At 46.9% G+C, this 22,037-nt stretch carries 12 protein-coding genes; 11 read left to right on the top strand and 1 reads right to left on the bottom strand.

Translation table 11 applies throughout. The annotated features are described in order from the left end of the window. Positions 1-138: 138 nt before the first annotated feature. Positions 139-5,745: a golvesin C-terminal-like domain-containing protein gene (locus NSQ29_RS11340; protein ID WP_341125078.1), complete on the top strand. Its 5,607-nt coding sequence runs from the start codon at positions 139-141 to the stop codon at positions 5,743-5,745. A gap of 540 nt (positions 5,746-6,285) precedes the next feature. On the opposite strand, the gene NSQ29_RS11335 is transcribed toward NSQ29_RS11340, so the two are convergent. Then, positions 6,286-7,206, bottom strand: coding sequence for a helix-turn-helix domain-containing protein (locus NSQ29_RS11335; protein WP_341125077.1), 921 nt, complete (start codon positions 7,204-7,206; stop codon positions 6,286-6,288). Between NSQ29_RS11335 and NSQ29_RS11330 the strand changes: the two genes are divergently transcribed. The 10 genes from NSQ29_RS11330 to NSQ29_RS11285 all read left to right on the top strand — a co-directional run bounded on the left by NSQ29_RS11330 (position 7,205) and on the right by NSQ29_RS11285 (position 22,033). After that, positions 7,205-9,454 (top strand): FAD-dependent oxidoreductase, encoded by a 2,250-nt coding sequence (locus NSQ29_RS11330; protein ID WP_341125076.1) that lies wholly within the window; start codon positions 7,205-7,207, stop codon positions 9,452-9,454. The two genes, NSQ29_RS11335 and NSQ29_RS11330, sit on opposite strands and share 2 nt — an antisense overlap. A 102-nt stretch (positions 9,455-9,556) precedes the next feature. Next, positions 9,557-11,581, top strand: coding sequence for a cache domain-containing sensor histidine kinase (locus NSQ29_RS11325; RefSeq protein WP_341125075.1), 2,025 nt, complete (start codon positions 9,557-9,559; stop codon positions 11,579-11,581). Next, the gene (locus NSQ29_RS11320; protein WP_341125074.1) at positions 11,553-12,989 is read left to right on the top strand and encodes a response regulator; all 1,437 of its coding nucleotides are present in this window, start codon (positions 11,553-11,555) and stop codon (positions 12,987-12,989) included. The genes NSQ29_RS11325 and NSQ29_RS11320 overlap by 29 nt, the downstream gene beginning before the upstream one ends. 105 nt (positions 12,990-13,094) lie before the next feature. Beyond that, positions 13,095-14,432: an ABC transporter substrate-binding protein gene (locus NSQ29_RS11315; RefSeq protein WP_341125073.1), complete on the top strand. Its 1,338-nt coding sequence runs from the start codon at positions 13,095-13,097 to the stop codon at positions 14,430-14,432. A gap of 118 nt (positions 14,433-14,550) precedes the next feature. Beyond that, positions 14,551-15,420, top strand: a complete 870-nt coding sequence (locus NSQ29_RS11310) for a carbohydrate ABC transporter permease (RefSeq protein WP_341126750.1) — start codon at positions 14,551-14,553, stop codon at positions 15,418-15,420. A 17-nt stretch (positions 15,421-15,437) separates the two neighbouring features. Continuing rightward, entirely contained in the window at positions 15,438-16,286 is an 849-nt protein-coding gene (locus NSQ29_RS11305; RefSeq protein WP_341125072.1) for a carbohydrate ABC transporter permease, read from the top strand. Positions 16,287-16,395: 109 nt separating this feature from the next. Beyond that, the gene (locus tag NSQ29_RS11300; RefSeq protein ID WP_341125071.1) at positions 16,396-17,949 is read left to right on the top strand and encodes a hypothetical protein; all 1,554 of its coding nucleotides are present in this window, start codon (positions 16,396-16,398) and stop codon (positions 17,947-17,949) included. After that, complete coding sequence (locus tag NSQ29_RS11295) at positions 17,942-19,693, top strand: sugar-binding protein (protein ID WP_341125070.1); 1,752 nt, start codon at positions 17,942-17,944, stop codon at positions 19,691-19,693. Before NSQ29_RS11300 ends, NSQ29_RS11295 begins: the two co-directional genes overlap by 8 nt. Before the next feature lie 18 nt (positions 19,694-19,711). Continuing rightward, positions 19,712-20,668 (top strand): alpha/beta fold hydrolase, encoded by a 957-nt coding sequence (locus tag NSQ29_RS11290; protein ID WP_341125069.1) that lies wholly within the window; start codon positions 19,712-19,714, stop codon positions 20,666-20,668. A 423-nt stretch (positions 20,669-21,091) separates the two neighbouring features. Beyond that, positions 21,092-22,033, top strand: a complete 942-nt coding sequence (locus NSQ29_RS11285; protein WP_341125068.1) for a hypothetical protein — start codon at positions 21,092-21,094, stop codon at positions 22,031-22,033. Positions 22,034-22,037 lie beyond the last annotated feature (4 nt).

Here is a 22,037-nt window from a genome sequence, read left to right as displayed (position 1 = left end):
TCTGTAACATGCTATGATAAAACCGACAGAGTGGGCTTAGTCAGAAGGATAAGGCTAATTGCTTCTATACGATCTTCGAACAAAGGAGGGCAACATTATTTTGAAAGCGTTATCAACACAAGGGAGGCTGTGAGTTGTATGATAAAAAGGAAGCTGTTTTTCTTAATCGTTTTCATCGTGACGATATTAGTTCCTTTCAGCCTAGTCGGAATAAGGACCGCATACGCGGAGCCCTTACCGTATAAGACGATTATCATCGATGACGGGAGCATCACGATCAATGATGTTGTGACACCTGATGTGGGTAACGAGAACAACGGATATTCAGCTCCGAATTGGACCACAAGTACAGGGGTGAAGGGATATGCTAACTCCAGTTCTAAATATACGAGTACAGCAGGCAGAGCGATATCCTGGAATCCACGATTGGAAGCGGGAACGGCGAAAATTTCGTTATACAAACTTAACTGGGAAGATAAAGCAGATAACAATGTGAAAATTGAAATCGTCCACAATGGAACGACTGATGTTCTCTATATGGATTTGCGGCCTTCATTTGGTGCTCCTGCGGGATGGGTTGATTTGGGAGAATACTATTTTTCCGGAGATGGTAAAGAATTCGTTAGATTAACTCGGTCTACCAGCACAACCAGCACGATAATTACGCGAGCTGATGCGGTCAAGTTCGAAGGGAATATTCAGCAAAAAGAGCCGCATAAGACGATCATCATTGATGATGGAAGCATCACGATTGATGATGTCGTCACCACTGATGTAGATAACGCAAATAACGGGTTCTCCGCTCCTTATTGGACTACAAGTACGGGAGTGAAGGGATATAATAATTCCAGTTCCAAATTTACCGATGCAGTAGGAAGAAGCATCACATGGAATCCGCGATTGGAAGCAGGAACGGCGAAAATTTCTTTCAACAAACTTGATTGGGCGGATAAAGCAGACAGTAATGTTAAAATTGAAATTGTTCACAATGGGGTTACGGATGTCATGTTCATGGATCTGAGGCCCTCGTCGGGCCCATCGGCCGGATGGGTTGATTTGGGGTCCTATTATTTCAGTGGTGATGATAGCGAATTTGTCAGACTGACTCGAACGCAACCTACGACCGGAAAGATCATTACGCGGGCCGATGCGGTCAAGTTTGAAGGGAATATCCGGCAGCAAGCTCCGCCGTTGCCTCCGCTGCGCAGCCGTACATTGGCGAATCTCAGTTACACGGAAAAAGGCAGCATCGAGAATGCCAGCTACAAAGTAACCTTCTATGAGGCAGCTTGGGATGGTGGCAAATCCATCGTTCGGGATATGTTCTACAAGGACACGGATACGGGGAACTGGGTGCCTGTCAATAATGTGGCGGAAAGACTTGAAGAGCAATGGGTCTTATTGGATGGGAATGCGGGGAGTCTAACCAATTACTACGACACGATGAACAAACGCTGGATTACATTCGACGAGATTAATTTCCCTGACAGCCACACGGCGATATTAACCGATTCTTCACATGGGAGCGATTATGATTTACAAGTGAACTGGTCCATGTCAGGGGACAAACCTGATGTTTCCTTCGACTTTACACCCCGCCGGGATGGTAATTATGTGATCGGCTATCAGTCTTTTACAACTGAGCAAATCTCTGGCATCAATGAAGTGTTAAATGGTTTCAGGTCACACGCCAAAATGGTAGGTTCGGTGGAATCAACAAGCTTAAGGGAGCTAAGTGCTCCAATGAGTCTGGTTGAGAAGAATGACGGTTCGGGGAATCCATTGACGTATGGGGTATTTGTACCTTCGGATGAGCTTCCGGTTGAATTTGAACCGACGGGAGGTGTTACGAAACAAAGGCTTGGCATGAGCCTTGTCAACAACGAAGGCAGCGTGCAGCCAATCTTGTATGCTCCTCAATTAGGGACTTATTCGCAAATGACCGCAGAAAGCACTTATCAATTTCATATGGGACTAATCGCTCAAAAAAGCAATTTGTATGAGTCCTACGCGGATATTCTTCGCAATGAGTACGGTTATTCCGCATACCGGGAAAATGTATCAGATCAGTCGCTTACTGACGCGATGTTCAATATGATCGATTTACTTAAGATAGAGCCGCAAGGGGATGACTCTGTTGATTATGTCCCGTCACCCAGCGGATGGTGGAGCCGTGCCAAGGGCTTTATTGACATCGAAAACGAGGATAGTGTTCGAACAAGCTCGAATGCGGTTCTTTTGGGGGCTTACTATTTGACTGGGGATGACCAGCTTTACGATACGAGAGCATTGCCGTCCGTCCAGTATGGCTTATCGCGAAATGGTATAGGCTGGTCGCCGACGCAGAAGCCAGTATACGGTGTGCCGTCGTTATGGAAAATGGCAACCTTGCCGTTTGATTTTTCAAGCGTAGCCGCTGTCAATCAGATGATGGGGACTACGGCAGGAATTGGAGCGCTGGCACAGGAAGAGTACCTCGTGCGTGATCCTGACCAGAAAGACCGGGGTCCTGTCATTCAGCCCCTGATGATGTATCGTATGACGGGAGATGCGCAGTATTTACAGGCTGCCAAGGATGCAGCCGACAGCTATATCATGCAGCATATTGATACGCCTGCATCCGTAAATGTGAGTAAAAATGAGTTCATTTATTATTATAGCAAGCTGTGGATGGAGATCTTGGAGCTTTACGAGGAAACTCAGGATATCAAATACTTGAATGCTGCTTATAAAGAAGCCAAACGGTATGCAACTATGTTCGTTGCTCGTCCGGTTCCTGAAGGTGCCGTTACGATTCCGCAGCCTGAGACGTATAATTACGCGGAGTCGTTCCATTGGCCGGAAAGTGGTAAATATCAATATCCTCGGTTCAAGCTCCCAGAAGATGTAGCCGGAGGCGTACAAGCGGATAGTTTGCTTGTCTCTCCCAATGGATTGACGTTTGAAGCGGGAAGTACAACTGGTTATTATCGGATGAATGCTCAGGAAGCTCCATTCATGCTGAGATTGTCGCTCTATACAGGCGATAAATTGCTGCAGGATATTGCTCATAATGCAGTCATCGGACGATATTCGAGCTATCCAGGTTATTACTATAAGGGCTTCGCCGTTAGTCAACTTGAACCGGAGTTTCCTCTGGAAGGCCCAAGCGGGGCTACATCCATCTATTATCACCATATACCGGGACAGCTCGGGCAAACGATGGATTATTTGATCAGCGAGCAATCGTTGAAATCGAATGGAAGTATTACATTTCCTTCTGTATTTGAAACTAATTTTCTATGGTTCAAATATCACCTCTATGGAAATAAACCAGGTCATTTTTACGGTAATTCCAACGTTTGGCTCTGGATGCCTAAGGGGATAATTCAGACCAACCATTCTCAATTGAATTGGATAACGGGAGAGAGCGGGAATAAATTCTACATCGGGTTAAGCAACGAATCGGCAGCTGAAGTTCAGACTCCGATCGAATTGAATGCGCAAATCATTGGGTTCAACCCGGCACAAGATTATACCGTAACCATCATCCGCGACAATGGCACACCAGAGCAAGCGGTTATGAGTGGCGGAATCATTCAAGCCACGGTTTCAAGCAAGGGAATAACCGCTATCATAGTGGAAGGACTCAACATTGAAGTGCCGCTGCACCAGGTCAGAACTGCTGAAACATCGGATGCAAGCTATTTCTTCGATATCCACAGTCCAATAGATGCGGTTAAAGGCATGCTGATCGTCAAGCCCGACGAAACGGCTTACGATGCTTATGTGCAGGCAAAAACGACGAAACCAGCGACGATCCATTATTCCTTGGATGGCGGGGCTACGTATACAACTATTCCAGATAAGATCTATCCGATGGAATGGTCGATACGGGTAAACGATTTATCCCAAGCCTTCACTTATTATGTGGAATCGGACGGGAAACAGACTCGCAAGCGGACTCTCTTTCTGCCTGATCAGGTAACCGAAACTCCAGCTCAACCGGATTGGCAGGAGGGTTCATCCATCATTGTGGATAATACGGAGGCAGAGACAGAAGGGATCTGGATACGGGATACAACGGCTAACGACTATTACTATGATAACTATGTGTATGCCAAATCGACTGCCGGCACAGCGACAAGTAGAATTAAATGGCGACCTGAGCTGCCGGAAAGTGTTACTTACAGTGTGTACTATAAGCTTCCGCAAATAACCGCTGCTAGTGAAAATTGGGCAACGAATGCCTCATTTACCGTTTATTATAGCGGAGGCTCCGAGACGGTTACCGTAGATGAGACAGCGGCCAATGGGACTTGGGTGTACCTGGGTGCTTATCCTTTTGCAGCAGGCGATAGTGGGTACGTGGAATTAACCAATAAGGCCAATAAGTCACGGGTAGTTGCCGATGCGATGATGTGGGTGGACCCGAACAAGATACCGCAATTGGAGTCTGCGGTGATCCTGTCGAATCGGAACGAACTGCAGATGACTCAAACCGCACAACTAAGCGTAACCGGCTATTTGGATAATGGTCTGATTGGTGATCTATCACAGGCAAATGTGCAGTATTTCGTTGATCGAACCGATCTGGCTGAAGTGGACAGTAGCGGTTTGTTGACCCTTCTAAGTCTCGACGGGGAAAAGGATCACATTGAGGTATGGGCCACTGTAACGATTGACGGGGTGACCTTAACAACACCGCCTTTGACAATTGCGATCAGGGAATTAACGGTTATTGTCGACAGCACGAATACGACTGGGTTGTACACGACAGAAGGGTCTTGGAGCCAAAGCAATTTAGCCGGATACAAAATTGGTGTGAAGTCCCGTTACTCTACCGTTCAAGGATCATCCGCGACTTGGAAAGGACAGTTTCCAGAGGGGAAATATACGGTCTCCATCTACAAGCTCGTCCATACGACGGCAAATGACAATTATGTCAAAGTGGAAGTGAAGCATCAGTCGGTTACCGAGGTCACGTATATCGATGCAACCGTTGGCTCGTCGGGTTGGGTTAATCTTGGAACGTTCGACTTTACTGGAGACGGCAGTGAGTATGTTCGTTTAACCAGGGTTAGTCCGACAACGGTAGATCCACCAACTCTACCTGCCGATATGATTTATACGAGGGCTGATGCAGTCAAGTTCGAACGTCATTCCAGTAGTCCGCCGTTGCTTGCAAATGGGGTGCCAGGCAAACCGACACTATCGAATAATAGCGGTGTTGCGACAGGCTTACATGATGGCAATTACGAGGTTACGATGAATATGTGGTGGGGAAACAATGGCACACTGTATAAGCTGTACGAGAATGGCCAATTGATCCAAACGAAGTCACTGGGCGATGTTTCGCCAGCTGCCCAGACTTCCATTATTCCTATTCAAGGAAAGCCGAATGGAACCTATGTATATACATGTGAGTTATCGAATTTGTATGGAACGACTTCATGTGATCCACACACCGTCACCGTGACTGATGCGAAGCCCGGCAAACCTGTTTTGTCTAGTGACAACTGGGATCAAGATGGGGACTATAACATTACTGCTAATATGTGGTGGGGCACGAACGCAACACAGTATCGATTATATGAAAATGGCGAACTTATTGAAACGCAATCTTTATCTTCACAAACACCAAGAGCTCAATCGGCCACTACACAAATTTCAGGGAAATCGCCTGGCATCTATCAATATCGCTGTGAGTTTATGAATGGAAGTGGAACAACGGAAAGTGATACTATACAGATTATTGTAAAATAAACCTATGAGCTGAGTGGATGAGAACGATCCATTCGGCTTTTTTATTTCTTGGAATTTAGTATTGAACTATGCAAAATGCTAATCTTTCAAGGCTCTCAACTGAGTGATATTTACACGAACAGGTAGTAGTGCTTCAGAAATCCTAGCTAAGGAATTGAAGCAAGCAGGATTGCACCCGGATGAGGGAGAAGGCGTCGGATATTAGATGGAGAACGGACCAACTCCAGTGTAGTCTACTGAAGGCAGTCCGTTTTATTTATGGTCATGAGAGATAGAGGTGAACATTATGGCCCTCGGGATCAAGTCCCAAGGGCAGGATAGTTGAAAGAGAAACAACCTAACAAGATCCAGTTGTCGAGCGACAACAACATATACCGATTAATTTCCGCGTAAATCGCGGTTTTCTATTCAATCGAAAAGAGCCAAGCTTATGGTCCGATTGTCGTTCTTATATTAACTGATGTTACCACTGCATTGTATTCATTATCCCCATATACCCTAAATTGCTTGTGCAAGAGAATTCATCCGTCCGATCTAAGCCTAGACGCGAGGCAGGCTACGATACTGTGAAGGGGGCATCCCCCGTTTGTTCCGGAATATACGACTCAAATAGAAGCCGTTCTCATATCCGCACAGCTGCGCAATTTTGTCGATACTAAACTCTGTTTCTAGCAGCAATTTGCTAGCCCTGTCCAGCCGTAGCCGAGTCATATATTCAGAGGGGGTCATTCCGTAAGCCGCACGAAAACGTCTCGTCAACTGCACCGGGGTAAGCTGTAGCGAGAGCGCTAAGCTCTTCATATCGACCGGACCGAAAATATTGGCGGTGATGAAGTGGGCCGCCTTCCGCATCTCCTCATCAGCAATCACCACTGTTAACCCTATTTCCTTCGGCACGTTCCTCTCCAGCTCGTACAAACGCCACATATCGCTTACGAGGTGTTGTTTTCGCTCTATTGCGGCCTTATCCTGTTCCAACGCAATTAGTCGCAAGTAGCGGTAGTCGGAGCACAGGCGTTCGATGTCCGCGATCATCAGATTGCCAATCAACGAGCGCTGCTCTTCAAGCGAAGGCTCCGTGTTCCATGTGAAATGAATAAAGTGAAAGGTCAAAGGCTCAAGTGTCTTCCTATGAAACCAGGTGTTTGGAGGACAGACCACCAAGCTGCCGAACCCTGCTTCGCCTTCTTGATCTTCAATGCGGTAAGTGAATCGGCCTTCTTCCACAGCCAATATTGTCCAATAGGAATAAATATCCCGGTCGAGAGCAAACGACTCTTTCTTGTCCCAATAAAAGTGAGTCACTAGCCGGATCGCAAAGTCACTTCGCATTTTATCGCCACCAATGTTATGAAATAAAGTATATACCTTATCGTAACATGGTGCATGGAAATTGAAAAGTTGATAGCATACGATGAAATCATGGATATTATAGTTCTTTAAAAGGAGATGTTCAATCATGAGACAGGAAGTTATCATATCAGATATTACAGTTGTCGGCGGCGGCTTGGCGGGAGTGAGTGCAGCTGTTGCTGCAGCCCGTTTGGGCAGGTCCGTATCACTTATTCAGAATCGTCCTGTGCTAGGCGGAAATTCAAGCAGCGAGGTACGTGTATGGGTGTGCGGGGCTACCGCTCACGGAACGAATCGGTATGCGCGAGAAACCGGCATAATGGGTGAGCTTTTTCTTGAAAACCAGTACTGCAATATCGACGGGAATCCATATATTTGGGATATGGTTCTCCTTGAAACGGTTCGCGCAGAGCCCAATATCCGCTTGTTTTTGAATACCGATGTTCATGAGGTGGAAGCTGACGGCGATACAGACAATAGGGTCATCCGTTCAGTTACCGGTTGGATGATGGGGTCAGAGCAGCGTATTCGTTTTGAAAGTGGCATGTTTCTAGACTGCTCGGGCGACGGACTGGTTGGATTTCTGGCCGGGGCCAAGCATCGTATCGGCCGAGAAGCGAGGGAAGAGTACAACGAGGATTGGGCACCGCCCGTTGCGGATGACATTACACTGGGAAGTACAATGTTCTTCTATACGAAGGATGCAGGCCATCAGGTCAAGTTTATACCGCCAAGTTTTGCGAAGGATATCACGAAGACGACCATTCCGATGACGCGCGTCATCCGCAGTGGCGATAATGGATGCGCTTATTGGTGGATCGAGTGGGGCGGTGAAATGGATACGGTTCTCGACAACGAACGTATCCGTGACGAGTTATGGGCGGTGATCTATGGCTTATGGGACTATATTAAAAATTCCGGCAACTTCAATGCCGACAACATGACGCTGGAGTGGGTGGGCTCGATTCCAGGCAAGCGGGAGTACCGTCGTTTCATTGGTGATTATATGCTCAACCAGAACGATATCGTTGCTCAGCGCGAGTTTGAAGACGGTGTGGCCTTCGGTGGTTGGTCTATCGATTTGCACCCGCCACAAGGGATGTATTCGACTGAAAGTGGCTCCAAGCATTTGCATGCAGACGGAGTCTATCATATTCCGTTCCGTTCCCTATATTCTGTCAACGTGAACAATTTGATCATGGCCGGCCGCAACATCAGCGCATCGCACGTGGCTTTCGGAACGACCCGTGTCATGGCTACATGTGCCGTCATCGGCGAGGCTGCCGGCACTGGGGCTGCATTATGCGCTGAGAAAGGGGTCGTCCCACGTGAGCTATACCAGACTCATCTACGTGAACTTCAGCAAACACTGCTTCACCAAGGTGCGTCCATCATCGGTCTACGCAATGATGATGTGACCGATTTGGCACGGAGCGCGAAATTAAAAGCTTCCAGTACATTGACGCAACTAGTTGTGGAGAAGCCGATCGAAACCTATCCACTTGCTTCCGACACCGGCCTGATTTTGCCGGTCGACCCGGAGCTGAAAGGAATCGCTCTACTCGTCGATGCGGCAGAGAACACGACATTGGAGCTGGAGCTATGGGACACCGGTCGCGGTGAAAACTATGTCCCGCATACGAAACAACTGGCGACATTGACTCCGGTAGCAAAAGGCACAGGACAATATGTGAGCGTGAACCTCCATTGGAAGCCGGCCACCCCACAAAACGCATTCCTCGTGGTCAAAGCCAACGAACGGCTTGCCTTACATCTGTCTAATGAGCAACAATTTGGTGTACTTGCGTTTGCGAAAGGGCAGCGCCCCATTGTTTCCCCTAATCTCGGGGATCAACAGCCAAGTCAGCCGGTCGTGCAGTGGAATATGCGTCCATTTAACCGCAAACCGATCTGCTTCCGCCTCCTCTCGCCAACGCAAGCATACGCAGCGGAAAAGGTAATCGACGGATATCACCGACCGTTTGCTGGGCCGCATCTGTGGTCGTCAGACTCGCTTCGGAAAGACTCTCCGGAGTGGCTGGAGCTCAATTGGCCAGCACCAGTTAACATTAGCACGGTGCATATCACATTTAACGACGATGTGAACGAGGATCTGATCAATCTTCATCATCACCGTACACCGTTCGAAACAATTCCTGAACTGGTCAAGGATTACCTTTTGCAGGTTGATGTGGATGGCGAATGGATTACCGTTGCCGAAGGCCGAGACAACCGAAAACGAAGAGTTGTCCATTCATTAGATCAGCTGGTTTCCTCTGATCGTCTCCGCGTTGTGGTAGAAGCGACGAACGGTTGCCCGAGAGCCGAGATCTTCGAGATTCGCGTATACGAATAGCAGACAACAAAGACCTGTCTGCAGTTCTGCAACTCCCAAGAATCGTTATATGAATCAACAAGTTTTATATCTTCTGGATTCGTTTTAAGATGATATAATCGAATGAATAAAGAAAGATTCATCACAAGATCAATGAATGAGCCTGACTTAAGTATCGGAACTGGCTCTGCAAGGCTAGTATTGTTAACCATACTCCATAAACCAATACCCACGATTGACTGTGGAAAAAAACCTCTTGAAACAGAGGTTTTTTTTGCCTATTCGAGAAATCTGGAAACTCTTCAGACGATAAGAACATTCAACTACATTTTTGGGAGTGGATCCTACACGATGTTCAACTGGCGCTATTTGCTTCCGAACAAATTGAAGTACAGGCTAATCATGGCTTATATCACCCTTCTAATGATTCCTTTGTGCATAGCTATTTTTTATCTGTTCCAGCATTTTGAATCGATTCGTCAGAAGGATATGATGGATCGGATGTCCGAGCACATGCAGCAGGTTCATGTGTCCTTGACAGATATGATGGCATTCGCCTATAAGGCGAATATTATGCTGAGCCAGGACGAGAGCCTGATCCAAATTATGCACGATCCGGACAATTACGATCCCCTTGAGCGAAAGAAAGTCATCGAGAGTAAGATGTTTGGCATCAACAACAGTTTCTTCTTCCATCAAACAGAACTGTATTTTAGATTCATCGACCTGAAGGGCAATGTATACACCTCCTATGCACCTGCCGGCCGGTTGACTAACGAGCTCAAAACCTTACAAGATTGGCAGGATAAGCTACATAGCGGGACACATTCATACCGGTGGGTGGCGGATGATTGGAATGACGTAATAGGCAGTAAAGGAAGCAAGGTTTTAAGCCTGTACATAGTCCTGGATGACCCACTGCGTGGAAAATTCGGACTGGCGCGCATCAGCATCAATATTCAGGAATGGTTCCTGAGCACATTAAAGGATAGTCCGGCTAACCAGGATTTGACCATCTTTACGGGACAAGGAGAGACTGTTCTCCAAAGTAAGAAAACAACCTTCAGTATGGATATGTTGCATAGAATTACGTCGCTACAGGCAAAGGAAGGACACTATGAGGATAAACGTTCCTCATCCCTAGTCAATTACAGCTATCTTGAAGATCTGGATTGGTATGTGGTCAGTCAAATGCCGTTAAGCGAACTGCAGCAGGAAATCCGGCAATTAAGGTTTATCGTATTCCTCTTTTTGACGATTCTGGTCATCGTCTACGTACTAGTAACCATCATCCTATCTGCTCGTATGACGAAGCCGTTGGTTGTCTTAGAGCGGAGCATGGAGGAGGCATTGGACAAGAAGCTGAATGTCAAAATCAGTATCGGAAAGGGGGCAACTGACGAGGTGCGTTCCCTTGGTGACAGCTTTAACCACATGATAGATGATATCATCGCACTCATTAACAAGCTTAAGCTGGAGGAGCGGCAGAAGCAGGCGGTACGTTTTCAAATGCTGCTCTCCCAAATGAACCCGCATTTTCTGTTGAACACCTTGAATACGGTCAAATGGATCGCCAGAAAAGAAAAGCAGGAAGCGATCGCTGGCATCTGCACTTCTTTGGGGCTAATCCTGGAGGCCAGCCTGAACTCGGAAATAGAGCTGATTCCCCTTAAAGAAGAAATGAAGCTGCTGCGTTCCTACGAATCCATTCAGTCCTTTCGCTTCAGGGATCATTTCATCGTCCGCTATGAATTGGATGAGCCGGTTCAACATGCTCTCGTTCCCAAACTTAGTCTTCAGCCTCTGGTGGAGAATGCTATCGTCCATGGCTTTGACATGACGGACGGTTGTGGCACGATTTGGGTGAGGGTGAGAGCGGAGGGTAGAGAACTTATCCTGGAGGTGGAGGATAATGGTATCGGCATGGAAGCGGCCGCACTAAAACCGGGAAGACGTAGCGGTCATGGCATCGGACTGAGTAATCTGAGAGAAAGGCTACAATTGCTTTTTAAGCGGGAAGGTTCCATGGAGATTATTTCAGGCGCGGAAGGGACCCTTGTCCGGCTCCGGCTGCCTTTACTGATAGCAACACCTTATTCACAGGAAGGAGGCGATGGGCATGTGGGCGATTTTACTAGTGGAAGATGAGGCATTTGTCCGGGAGACCCTACGAGAGACGGTGGAATGGGAGCGGCACGGATTTTACGTTGTGGGTGAGGCTGGGAACGGTAAGGAAGCTCTTACGGCTATTCTGGAGCTTAAGCCTGACGTCGTGATCGCGGATATTGTTATGCCGGGGATGGACGGGATTGAACTGTTGAAGGAGACACGGAAAGCGGGAATCCGCAGCCGGTTTATTATGCTGACGGCTATGAGCGATTTTGAATATGCCCGGGATGCCCTTCAATACGGGGCCTTCAACTATCTCTTGAAACTTTCCTTGAATGATGAAGTTCTGCTCGAGAATCTGGCACGGATTAAGGGAGAACTGCTTGAGGAGCTTAGCGTAGCTGGTGAGTTACTTTATCCTTATTATCACCGTATTTGGTCGGGTATCCGGGGAACGGTCGCAGCGTCCGATCAAGATCAGACCGGAACAATTGCGATAACGGAGAAATTCCACGACTTAGAACTTGAAATTTATACCATACTGAGTGGAGCTGTACCCGCTGCAGCGGAAAAGATGAATATTCAGACAGAGGAATATCTGTTGGTTCAACCCTTCCATGAAGGAGGACAGACAACTTTCTTTTGCTGGAGCTTTGGGAAGAAGGCAGCGTGTGCAAACAGACATAAACATAACCTTTCGATTGGAATGGCTTACGGCAGCAGTCTGAGCCAGTTGTCCCAGGATTGGCGCTTAGCACTGAATCAGTTGAACGGATATTGGTACGGCTCAATGGGAGGTCAGGTGAAGGAGCGGCATGAACTGCCGCCGATCGCAGAGCTGGAAGCAGAGCTGATCCGGCGTTTCGAAGCACGCGACGAACGCCAATGCACCGAGGTGACAGCTTTAATGTGGAAGAGCATGGAAGCCTCTTTGTTCTCCCATGTAGAAGTGAAGATACTGGCTGCCCATCTTGTTCATATGCTAGCCATGCTGGCAGGACGAAAATCGGAGTACCGGCAGGAACTTGACTCAGCCATCAGCCATGCGTCGCTGCTTGTTCATGTACAGCAAGTCATACATAAGCTAATCCAGCAATTGAAGGAAGAACATGTAAGTTTTACAGATCATCCTGAGGTGAATCGGGTGATTCAATATATGCTGGAGCATTTCAAAGAACATATCAAGATTGCGGATTTAGCCAAGCTGGTATCCATTAACGTCGACTATCTAAGCACCGTTTTTGGTAAAAAAACCGGACTGACACCGATCGCCTATTTGCAAAACATCCGGATCGAGCAGGCGAAGCGTCTTCTGCTGCATTCCAAACTGAATGTGGAGGAGATCGCTTTTCAGACAGGCTTTGCCGATGATGCATACTTCATTAAGGTGTTCAAGCGCATGGTTGGACAAACGCCTAGCTCCTTCAGGCGTGAGAATAATACCTAAGTTTTGTACTATTCATCTGTAAGTTTCAACCCTAATGAGGCAAGGGATTGATTGGTATAGTTGGGTGGAATCAAACAATCCAATCAAAGGGAGGTTGCAGGGAAGATGAGAAACAGAAAATGGATGATGGCAGGGTTTGCTCTGTTTATGACCGTGCCTCTGGCACTCGCCGGCTGTGGTGGAAGCGGGGGTGGCAAGCAAGCGGAGGGAGCTACTTCTCCTGGAGCAACTAAGACCAGCAGTGAGCCGATCAAACTTACCCTGTGGGGAGCGGTACCATCCGAGAATGGCCCACAAGAGGTCGTAGACAACTGGAATAAGCAAAATCCGGATGTTCAGGTGGAGTATGTGCGGTTCGTCAATGACGATGCTGGGAACCTGAAGCTGGATACAGCTCTCATCTCTAATCAGCCTGTGGACATGTACGTCAACTATGATTTCAGCCTTTACGAGAAGCGGATTAAAGCAGGCAACGCACTTGATTTGGGCATATTCTCCGATTACAACGTGGACGATAAGATGGGGGAAGGCGCTGCGCTATGGAAAGTAGACGATAAGTATTATGGTCTGCCTACCCAAAAAGGCTTGTCTTTTGTCTGGCTGAACAAGGATATGCTCGATGCAAAAGGACTGCCGGTTCCGACGGATTGGGGGCTGGAAGAGTTCAGAGATTACGCTGCCAAGCTGAAGAGTGACAAGGTATGGGGATTGGCACAAAGCGATTATTACTTCACCGTGCCTATCAACGGGTCCTTACAGAAGCAAAGTTTGCAACTGACCAAAGACGATGGTACTTCCGCTTTTGATAACCCGCTAACGGTCAAGACGCTTCAGGTCTATTCGGACATGATGTTCACCGATAAGAGCCTGATGCCTCATACGGAGCAGATCACTTCGAAGCCTGCCTTGGACCAGATGTTCGTGAAAGGAGAAGCCGCAATGTTGTTCTCCACGAACCAGATCTTCCGCACGACGAATAATATAGCTGAATTTCCCCGGTCGTTCAAGGTGGCAGCGGCACCAGCTCCCAAAGTGAACAAGGATCAGACCGATTATATTAACGCCGGTGGCCTGGGAGATGTGATTTCCATCAATCCGAGCTCCAAGCATCAGGAAGCTGCCTGGAAATTTATACAGTGGTATGCGGATGAAGGGATGCTGCCGATGGCGGCGGGCGGAAGAGTACCTTCCTCCAAGGACTTCCCGGTCGATGAGGCTGTCGCACTAATGTTCAAAGGTGTGGAAGACACGTATGATCTGGATTCAATCAAACGGGTCATGTTCGGTGATCTGCCGCTGGGTCTGAGCCGTTTGGACCGGAAGACAGGAAGCGAGCAACAAGCTATCTATGACAACGTGTTTTCTCGGAAGCTGACAGCTGAAGATGGCGCGAAAGAATTAGCGCGGGTGCATAACAAGAATTTGCAGGCATCATCCAAATAGCACAACCTGGCCAAGGAGGGGCGGGTGATTCGTACCGTATCCCTCTATACACCGCTAGCTGCCTGATGATGCAAGTTACTTTATTTAGAGAGAAAGGCGGTGACCGATCGTGAGCTGGATGAAGCGACAGAGGCTGATTGGTTATGTGTTTATCGCTCCCAATCTTATCGGAATGACCGTGTTTATGCTCATTCCAGCCCTGTTCTCCTTTTATTTAATGTTTACGGATTGGGTATTCGCTAGTGGGGAAGCCCCGCATTTCGTTGGATTGGATAATTTCAGGATGCTGGTGAGAGACGATTTATTCCTAGTATCGGTCAAAAACACCTTGCTGCTACTGATCCCTGTACCGATTTCTATCATGCTTGGGTTTCTGATTGCTGTCATGCTTAATAATCGGACGTATTTTCAAAAGACACTTAGAGCGTTCTTTTTTGCTCCGTATTTTACCAGTGGCATAGCCATTGCTTTCGTCTGGATGGTACTATTTCAGCCTAGTAGTGGTCCGATAAATGCCTTCCTGCACTCCATTGGTATAACTGATCCTCCACAATGGTTTGCTTCCCCGGATACAGCAATGTATGCAGTGCTGATTATGATGACCGCAGGTGGCATTGGCTATAACATGATCATTTATTTAGCTGCCTTGCAGGAATTGTCCGCCGAGCAACTGGAAGCCGCGAAGATAGACGGAGCAACATTTGGGCAACTGCTGCATCTCATTATTTTTCCATTAGTGAGTCCAACGACGTTTTTCTTAATGATTACTGGTTTTATCGGCTCGATCAAGGGATTTGGCATGATTTATGCGATTACCCAAGGCGGGCCGGGCAATAGTACGACGGTTTTCTCGATTTTTGCATATAAAAAAGCCTTCAACTTCTATGAAATGGGGTACGCGTCGGCTGTCTCGTGGACTATGTTCCTGATCATCCTGTGCATCACGCTTATTCAATGGGTTGGTCAGAAAAAATGGGTCCATTACTAACAGAGGGGAGACGCACAATGGCTAGGAGAAATGTAAGAGTAATCAGAACACGGGTGATGAGAACCTTCAATACGATCATCATGGCGCTTGCCAGTCTGCTGCTGCTGTCACCAATGATCTGGATGATCAGCACTTCGTTTAAGAAGCCGAAGGACGTTTTTAACTATCCGATTCAGTGGATTCCGCACGATCCTGTATGGACCAACCATTTTAAGGTTTGGACGACTGGAGACGGATTTTCGCTTTTTTATTTCAATTCCTTGAAAATATCTTTCATTTTGATGATTGGAGCTCCTTTGTTGGCCGCTTTTGCCGCATATGGTTTCAGTCGGATTCTATTTAAGGGAAGGAACGCCATCTTTTTGCTGTATCTGTGTCTGATGATGATTCCACAGCAAGTGTTGTTTGTCCCGAAATTCATCATGTTTGATTGGATGAAAATTTATAATACACATTGGGCGCTCATCCTCCCAGGCTTATTTACGGTATTCGGCGTCTTCATGATTCGGCAATTTTTCATGAGCATTCCCCATGAAATATCGGAAGCGGCTTTCATTGACGGAGCCGGTCATTTCCGGATATTCTTTCAACTGTTTCTGCCGCTATCCAAACCAGTGCTTGCAACCTTCGCAATTATTGATTTTACATGGACGTGGAACGATTACGAGAATTCCTTGATCTTCCTGTTAGACAAAAGATTGTTCACGGTACCGCTAGGCATGCAGAATTTCATGCTGGAAGCGGGAGTGGATTATAACATGATGATGGCTGCCGCTACAGCGGGAGTCGTGCCGCTTCTCATTGTCTTCTTCATGGGCCAAAAGTATATTATTCAAGGCTTCTCAAGCTCTGCCGTCAAAGGATAAACAACGATACGAACAATAGAGATAGACGGAGATTAAAGACGCCTCGGGGTCCATTCAAAATGTTTTATGATAGCGCATACAAAAATGTTTTAGGAGGAATTTCGTCTGTATGAAGAGGATATCGATTGTGATTGTCGTGGTTTTATTGTCCAATCTGGTATTGTTCTACAGTCCTGCGCATGCAGCATCGGATTTCAATCATGTACTGAGTGATTTTGAGCAAGGAGACGATAACTGGATTTTTGCTATGGGGGATTCGCCTGAAGTGAAGGGAAGCTTCAATCGGATCGAATCAGCTGAGAGTTATAACGGAGCCCATATGGGACAAATAAAAGCAGATTTCAGCCTAAGACCAACGGGATCGCCATTTGCATCCATAAAAAAAGAGGTGGATGAGCTAGATATTGAACAACTAACATTCTGGGTCAAAACCTCGGACTTGAAATCACTGCGAATCCGAACGACAGATTCGACAGGGCAAACATTCCAACAGCGCATTACATTGCAAAATACATCGGATTGGCAGCAAGTTGTCGTAAGTCAGATGGGATCGAACACATTTACTTACTGGAATGGAGCAAATGACGGTGTATGGCATAAACCGGCAAACGCCATCACAATCCTTTTCGACCGATTTGATATGAAGAACGCCGCGTTACCGGCCACTATCCTGGTTGACCACATGACGGCTCAGATGGGTGATTGGCAGCCAGAGCTGAAAATTCAGCAAACAGCACTTGGAAATATTTTCCTGGATTCTGAACCGAACGTTTTTATTGTAAGAACAAGCAGACCATCAGTAAGTTGGGCCACATATGATATTTATGGCGCACAGATTACTTCGGGAAGCGAGAGTCCGGTCGCCGGGAAAGCTCAGATCACGGTGCCTTTCAGCAAATTGGGCTATTTTACGCTTGAAGTTACTGCGGAGAGACCCGGCAGTGAACCACTGGTCCGAAGTACAGCTTACGCCGTTGTTTCTTCAGCATTGCCACCCGGTAATGGGGAGTCACCGTTTGGTGTCAGCACGCATTTGAACTGGACTGCCTCCGGATGGAGCAAAGAGCTGAGTAAACTGATCCGTTATATGGGCGCATCCTTCGTTCGGGATGGCATGGAATGGAGCAGCATCGAGAAACAAAAAGGCATCTATACCTTCGCCCCTTCACCGGATGATTATATGCAGAAGCTTGCGGAGAATGATCTTAAGCTGCTTTTTGTGGCGGCATTTAACAACCCATTCTACGATAATAATGCAACACCCTACACGGATATAGGAAGAAGGGGACTTGCGGAATACGCTAAAGCTTATATAGAGCAGTACAAGGATCAGCTCATCGGTTTCAATGTATACAATGAGTTCAATGGCGGGTTCGGCAAAAGGGGGAACAGTCCTGCCAATTCGCAGCCGAACTATTACTTCAATCTGATGAAAGAGACCTATAACGTCGTTAAACCGGTCCATCCGAATGTGCCGGTTGTCGGTATCGTCTCAGGAGGCGTCGACCTGAACTGGATTGAAGGTGTACTGAAAGGCGTAGGAAAAGGCGAGGACAAAAACGCAGGACTGAAATATCTGGATGCTGTCTCTGTACAGACCTATATGGACCCGAACGCACCTCGACGTATTTGCAAAATTGAAAGGTCTGAAAACCTTGATTAAGCAATACAATAACGGCAATCTGGTACCGATCTGGGTAACAGAATTCGGATCACCGACACATCAATCTGCAAAAGGCGTCGATGAGAAGACCCAGGCCAATTATTTGCCGCGTGGTTTTGTATCGGGATTGAGTCTCGGCGTAGAGCGGATGTCTTGGTATGATTTTATGAATGACGGACTTCGAGATGATTATAATGAGGATAATTTCGGACTGGTCCGACATAAGAATGACCCGATGGGGGCCTATACACCGAAGCCGGCCTATGCGAGTTATGCTGCAATGAGCAGACAACTTGCCGGTGCAGTATTTGAGGAAATTGAGCAATTCGGAGATCCGATCAGAAGCAACTTATTCACAAAAGGTGGCGAAAATCTTAGAGTTGTCTGGGCGCAGAGTGACACTCAAGCCGTTATCGAAACGGATAACAACCTAGAAATTACTGATTTTATGGGAAATACAGAAATTTACTCCCCGCATCATGGCAAGATCTATATGACGATAACGGGAGAGCCATTCTATATCAAAGGAAGCATCAACCGGATCGTTACGGACGGCACATTTACAATCGCTGGAGGGCAAACAGCAGTAGGAGATCCGCATGCGTTCAACTTAACGATTAATAACGATGATCTGCCTAATCTGACTATAACAGCGAAGATGGAGGAGAATAGCTATCCGATTGAAGCGGTGCAAGATCAAACGGAAGCGCTTACTCTAAGCATTAACGAGACGAGAGAAGGTTTCCGTTCGGTAGTCATTCACTTGTTGGACGAAGTTGGCAACAAGATAGGCAAGCTACAGCATAGCGTTGCAACCGGCGTACCACACAAGGTTACGGTCAGACCTGTGATGCAACAGAAGGAAGGACAGTACAGTCAAACGCTAAATATCGATGTAGAAAACTTCAGAAAAGCCGCCGGTCTTACTGTCGACAGGGTGACTTGGCAGGTTGGAGAACAGTCCGATCAAGAGCTTATCAACACGGTCGTACTGCCAGGCAGCAAACAGCAATTCAGTATCCCGCTTAGTCCGATCACGCTAGGAGGAGATCAACCGACGTCCATCCGCGTCGAGTTTGCGGAGCAGGAGCCATACGTCTATAAAGGGAATTTTAGCTTTAATCCGGTCAACCGGGGGACGATTGCGGTCAATGACCATATCGAACCGGAAATTGAAGCTTTGGCGCCTACAATCGATTTGTCGCAGGGTAAGCCTGTCTTGCTCTCCGGCCATAGCGGAACCATTGGCGTGAGCGGTCAAGCCTGGCTTCACTTTGATCAGGATCACCTGTATCTGACGGCCAAAATTAATGATAATGTTCATTCGGCTGCAGCTTCCGATGCTAATATATGGAATAATGACAGCATTCAGTTTGCGTTATCTCCGGGAATTCCGGGTGAGAGCCGGGGATGGTATGAGTATGGTATATCGGATTCGCCTAATGGTCCGCAAGTCTATCGCTGGACGGCGTTGGGGGGATTGCCAGTAGGGCTGGTGCAACATGGTGAAGCATCGGTAACCAGGAATGAGGAACAGAAGCTGACGATTTATAAGCTAGCTCTACCTTGGTCGGAGCTGACACCGATTGCACCTCAGCATGGAGATGTGATGAGCTTCTCGCTGCTCGTGAATGAGAATGACGGACAGGGACGACGAGGCTGGATCGAATGGGCAAGCGGCATCGGTTCCGAGAAAAGACCGAGTTTATTCCGCTCCATGCAGTGGATGATGCCGACCCAATAAGCAATAAGGAGAAGAACTATGCCACTTGTTGATATGCCGTTAGAACAATTGAAAACCTATGAAGGAACGAATCCACGCCCAGCGGATTTCGATGAATATTGGGAGCGTGCTCTGGAAGAGATGCGGACTGTTGATCAGCAGCTTGAGCTGGTGCCTAGCAGCTTTCAAATACCCCATGCCGAATGCTTTGACCTGTATTTCACAGGCGTGAAGGGAGCGCGAATTCATGTGAAGTACGTGCGCCCCAAGAATATGGAAACCCCTCATCCGGCTGTCGTTATGTTTCACGGCTATTCCGGCCATGCCGGGGATTGGAGCGAGAAACTGGCTTATGTATCGTTAGGCTTCTCTGTGCTTGCCATGGATTGCCGCGGCCAGGGGGGAACCTCGGAGGATGTAGGAGGGGTAAAGGGAAATACGTATCACGGACATATTATCCGCGGGTTAAATGATCACCCGGATGAACTGCTATTTCGTCACATTTTTTTAGATACTGCACAGCTTGCCGGAATAGCGATGAAGCTGCCTGAAGTCGATCCTGAACGCGTTTACGCTGCAGGGGGATCTCAGGGAGGTGGACTTACGATAGCTTGTGCTGCATTGGAGCCGAGAGTGAAGAAGCTTGCACCGATTTTCCCTTTTCTTAGTGATTACAAGCGCACATGGGACATGGATTTAGATCAAGAAGCTTATGGCGAGCTGCGTACGTATTTTCGCTACTATGATGTGCTTCATGAACGCGAACATGATGTATTTAAGAAGCTCGGCTACATTGACATACAATTTCTAGCTGAGCGAATTCGTGGCGAGGTCATGATGAGCGTCGGGCTAATGGATACCATATGCCCGCCATCTACGCAATTTGCAGCATACAATAAAATGAACACGATGAAGCAGCTTGTTATTTATCCTGACTTTGGACATGAGTATTTACCGGGTTCGTCCGACCGGACGATGCAATTTTTCCTGGATTAATGAATCAGAACGAGATATCAACATTAAAATAATCACCCATAATTACATTTAAACGTTGATATCTAATGGCTCCGTCCTTTGTTTTCAGAGGGCGAAGCCATTAGTGTTTTTGTGGATTATAACGGACAGCTCGCTTTAGGCTGTCTTTTGAAAACCAAAATTGAAATGTTACTTTGTCAAAACGACAGTTCCTTTATAAGCTATTGATCCCCTAGCACACACAAAATTGCCAACTAGAACTGTTTTTTTATAAGTCAAATTTGTTTTAATTCAGTCTAAATAAGCGCTTACATTAGAGGGCAGCTAAACTTACAATTATGTCTAACCATTTAAATTTAGGAACTTCTCCAACAACGGCGATGAATTTCACTGTCATAGGTTTATTTGCAAAGCTAGGTTGAATATTTGAAAAGGGGGGGCGTCATGGGGATTACAAAACGAAAAGCAACCGTGATTATCTTGTTTACCACTCTGATTGTTCTTGCTCTACTCGTGTTGAGCTTAACTAACAAAAAGGCGGAGCTACCTGAAGATTGGATATTTACAGTAGATGGATACGCCGTAACAGAGGAAGAATTTCAATTTTATGTCAAGGAGCATAGAGCTATAACGGCAGACTATTTCTTCAGAACTTATGGGGTCCAAGTAGATGAGGGCTTCTGGACACGTCAATACGGAGAAAATCATGAAACCCCAACTGAATACGCCAAAAAATCTGCAATGACTGCATTGCTAAAGACCAAGCAGGAGCAATTTATTGCAGATGAGCGGGGGATCGCCCCTTACAAAAGCTTTGATGAGCTAAAATCCGACATGGAAGATGAAAATGTTAAGCGAGCTAAGATGGATGATTCAGAAGGGACTTACTATGGATTGCCTCAGTTTGATTTAAATCAATACATGCAATATTTAAGTGGCGCCCGTTGGCCGGATTTGGTAGAAACGCAGGTTAAAAAAACGAAAATGAGCGAAGCAGAGTTGCAAGTTGAGTATGCATCAAAAAGTGCGGAATATGTTCGTGTTGCAAATGAATTGACGGCTGCGTTAGCGACAGCGGGACAGGCCAAGGAAGAGAAAGTGCTAAACCGTTTGGATATATCCAAAGAAGAAACCGAGTCTCTTAAGTTCTGGGAGTCTTTAGCTGCTGCTTCTGTAGGTGAGACAGTAATCGGTAAATATATGGGCGAGAATGTCGTTGCAACATTAACCACAAAACCGGAAATCACCAAGCTTAAACTGGAAGAAGTGAAAGATTCCATTCTATACGGATCGGCGGAGTCTGACTTGCGAGCGTTAATTGCAAATACGAATAAGTTGAAGATTGTATATAACGGTAATCGATTCAGTGAATTAGTAGTGAACTAGAATA

It is taken from the genome of Paenibacillus sp. FSL F4-0236 (assembly GCF_038000135.1).
Lineage (GTDB): Bacteria > Bacillota > Bacilli > Paenibacillales > Paenibacillaceae > Paenibacillus_AQ.
This window is presented reverse-complemented; position numbering and strand designations above follow the sequence as displayed.

Bases quoted from the DNA above. Each gene is read 5' to 3' on its own strand.
- NSQ29_RS11325 (WP_341125075.1), top strand. From the start codon at position 9,557: ATGAATAAAGAAAGATTCATCACAAGATCAATGAATGAGCCTGACTTA.
- NSQ29_RS11290 (WP_341125069.1), top strand. From the start codon at position 19,712: ATGCCACTTGTTGATATGCCGTTAGAACAATTGAAAACCTATGAAGGA.
- NSQ29_RS11340 (WP_341125078.1), top strand. From the start codon at position 139: ATGATAAAAAGGAAGCTGTTTTTCTTAATCGTTTTCATCGTGACGATA.
- NSQ29_RS11310 (WP_341126750.1), top strand. From the start codon at position 14,551: ATGAAGCGACAGAGGCTGATTGGTTATGTGTTTATCGCTCCCAATCTT.
- NSQ29_RS11305 (WP_341125072.1), top strand. From the start codon at position 15,438: ATGGCTAGGAGAAATGTAAGAGTAATCAGAACACGGGTGATGAGAACC.
- NSQ29_RS11320 (WP_341125074.1), top strand. From the start codon at position 11,553: ATGTGGGCGATTTTACTAGTGGAAGATGAGGCATTTGTCCGGGAGACC.
- NSQ29_RS11315 (WP_341125073.1), top strand. From the start codon at position 13,095: ATGAGAAACAGAAAATGGATGATGGCAGGGTTTGCTCTGTTTATGACC.
- NSQ29_RS11335 (WP_341125077.1), bottom strand. From the start codon at position 7,206: ATGATTGAACATCTCCTTTTAAAGAACTATAATATCCATGATTTCATC.
- NSQ29_RS11330 (WP_341125076.1), top strand. From the start codon at position 7,205: ATGAGACAGGAAGTTATCATATCAGATATTACAGTTGTCGGCGGCGGC.
- NSQ29_RS11285 (WP_341125068.1), top strand. From the start codon at position 21,092: ATGGGGATTACAAAACGAAAAGCAACCGTGATTATCTTGTTTACCACT.
- NSQ29_RS11300 (WP_341125071.1), top strand. From the start codon at position 16,396: ATGAAGAGGATATCGATTGTGATTGTCGTGGTTTTATTGTCCAATCTG.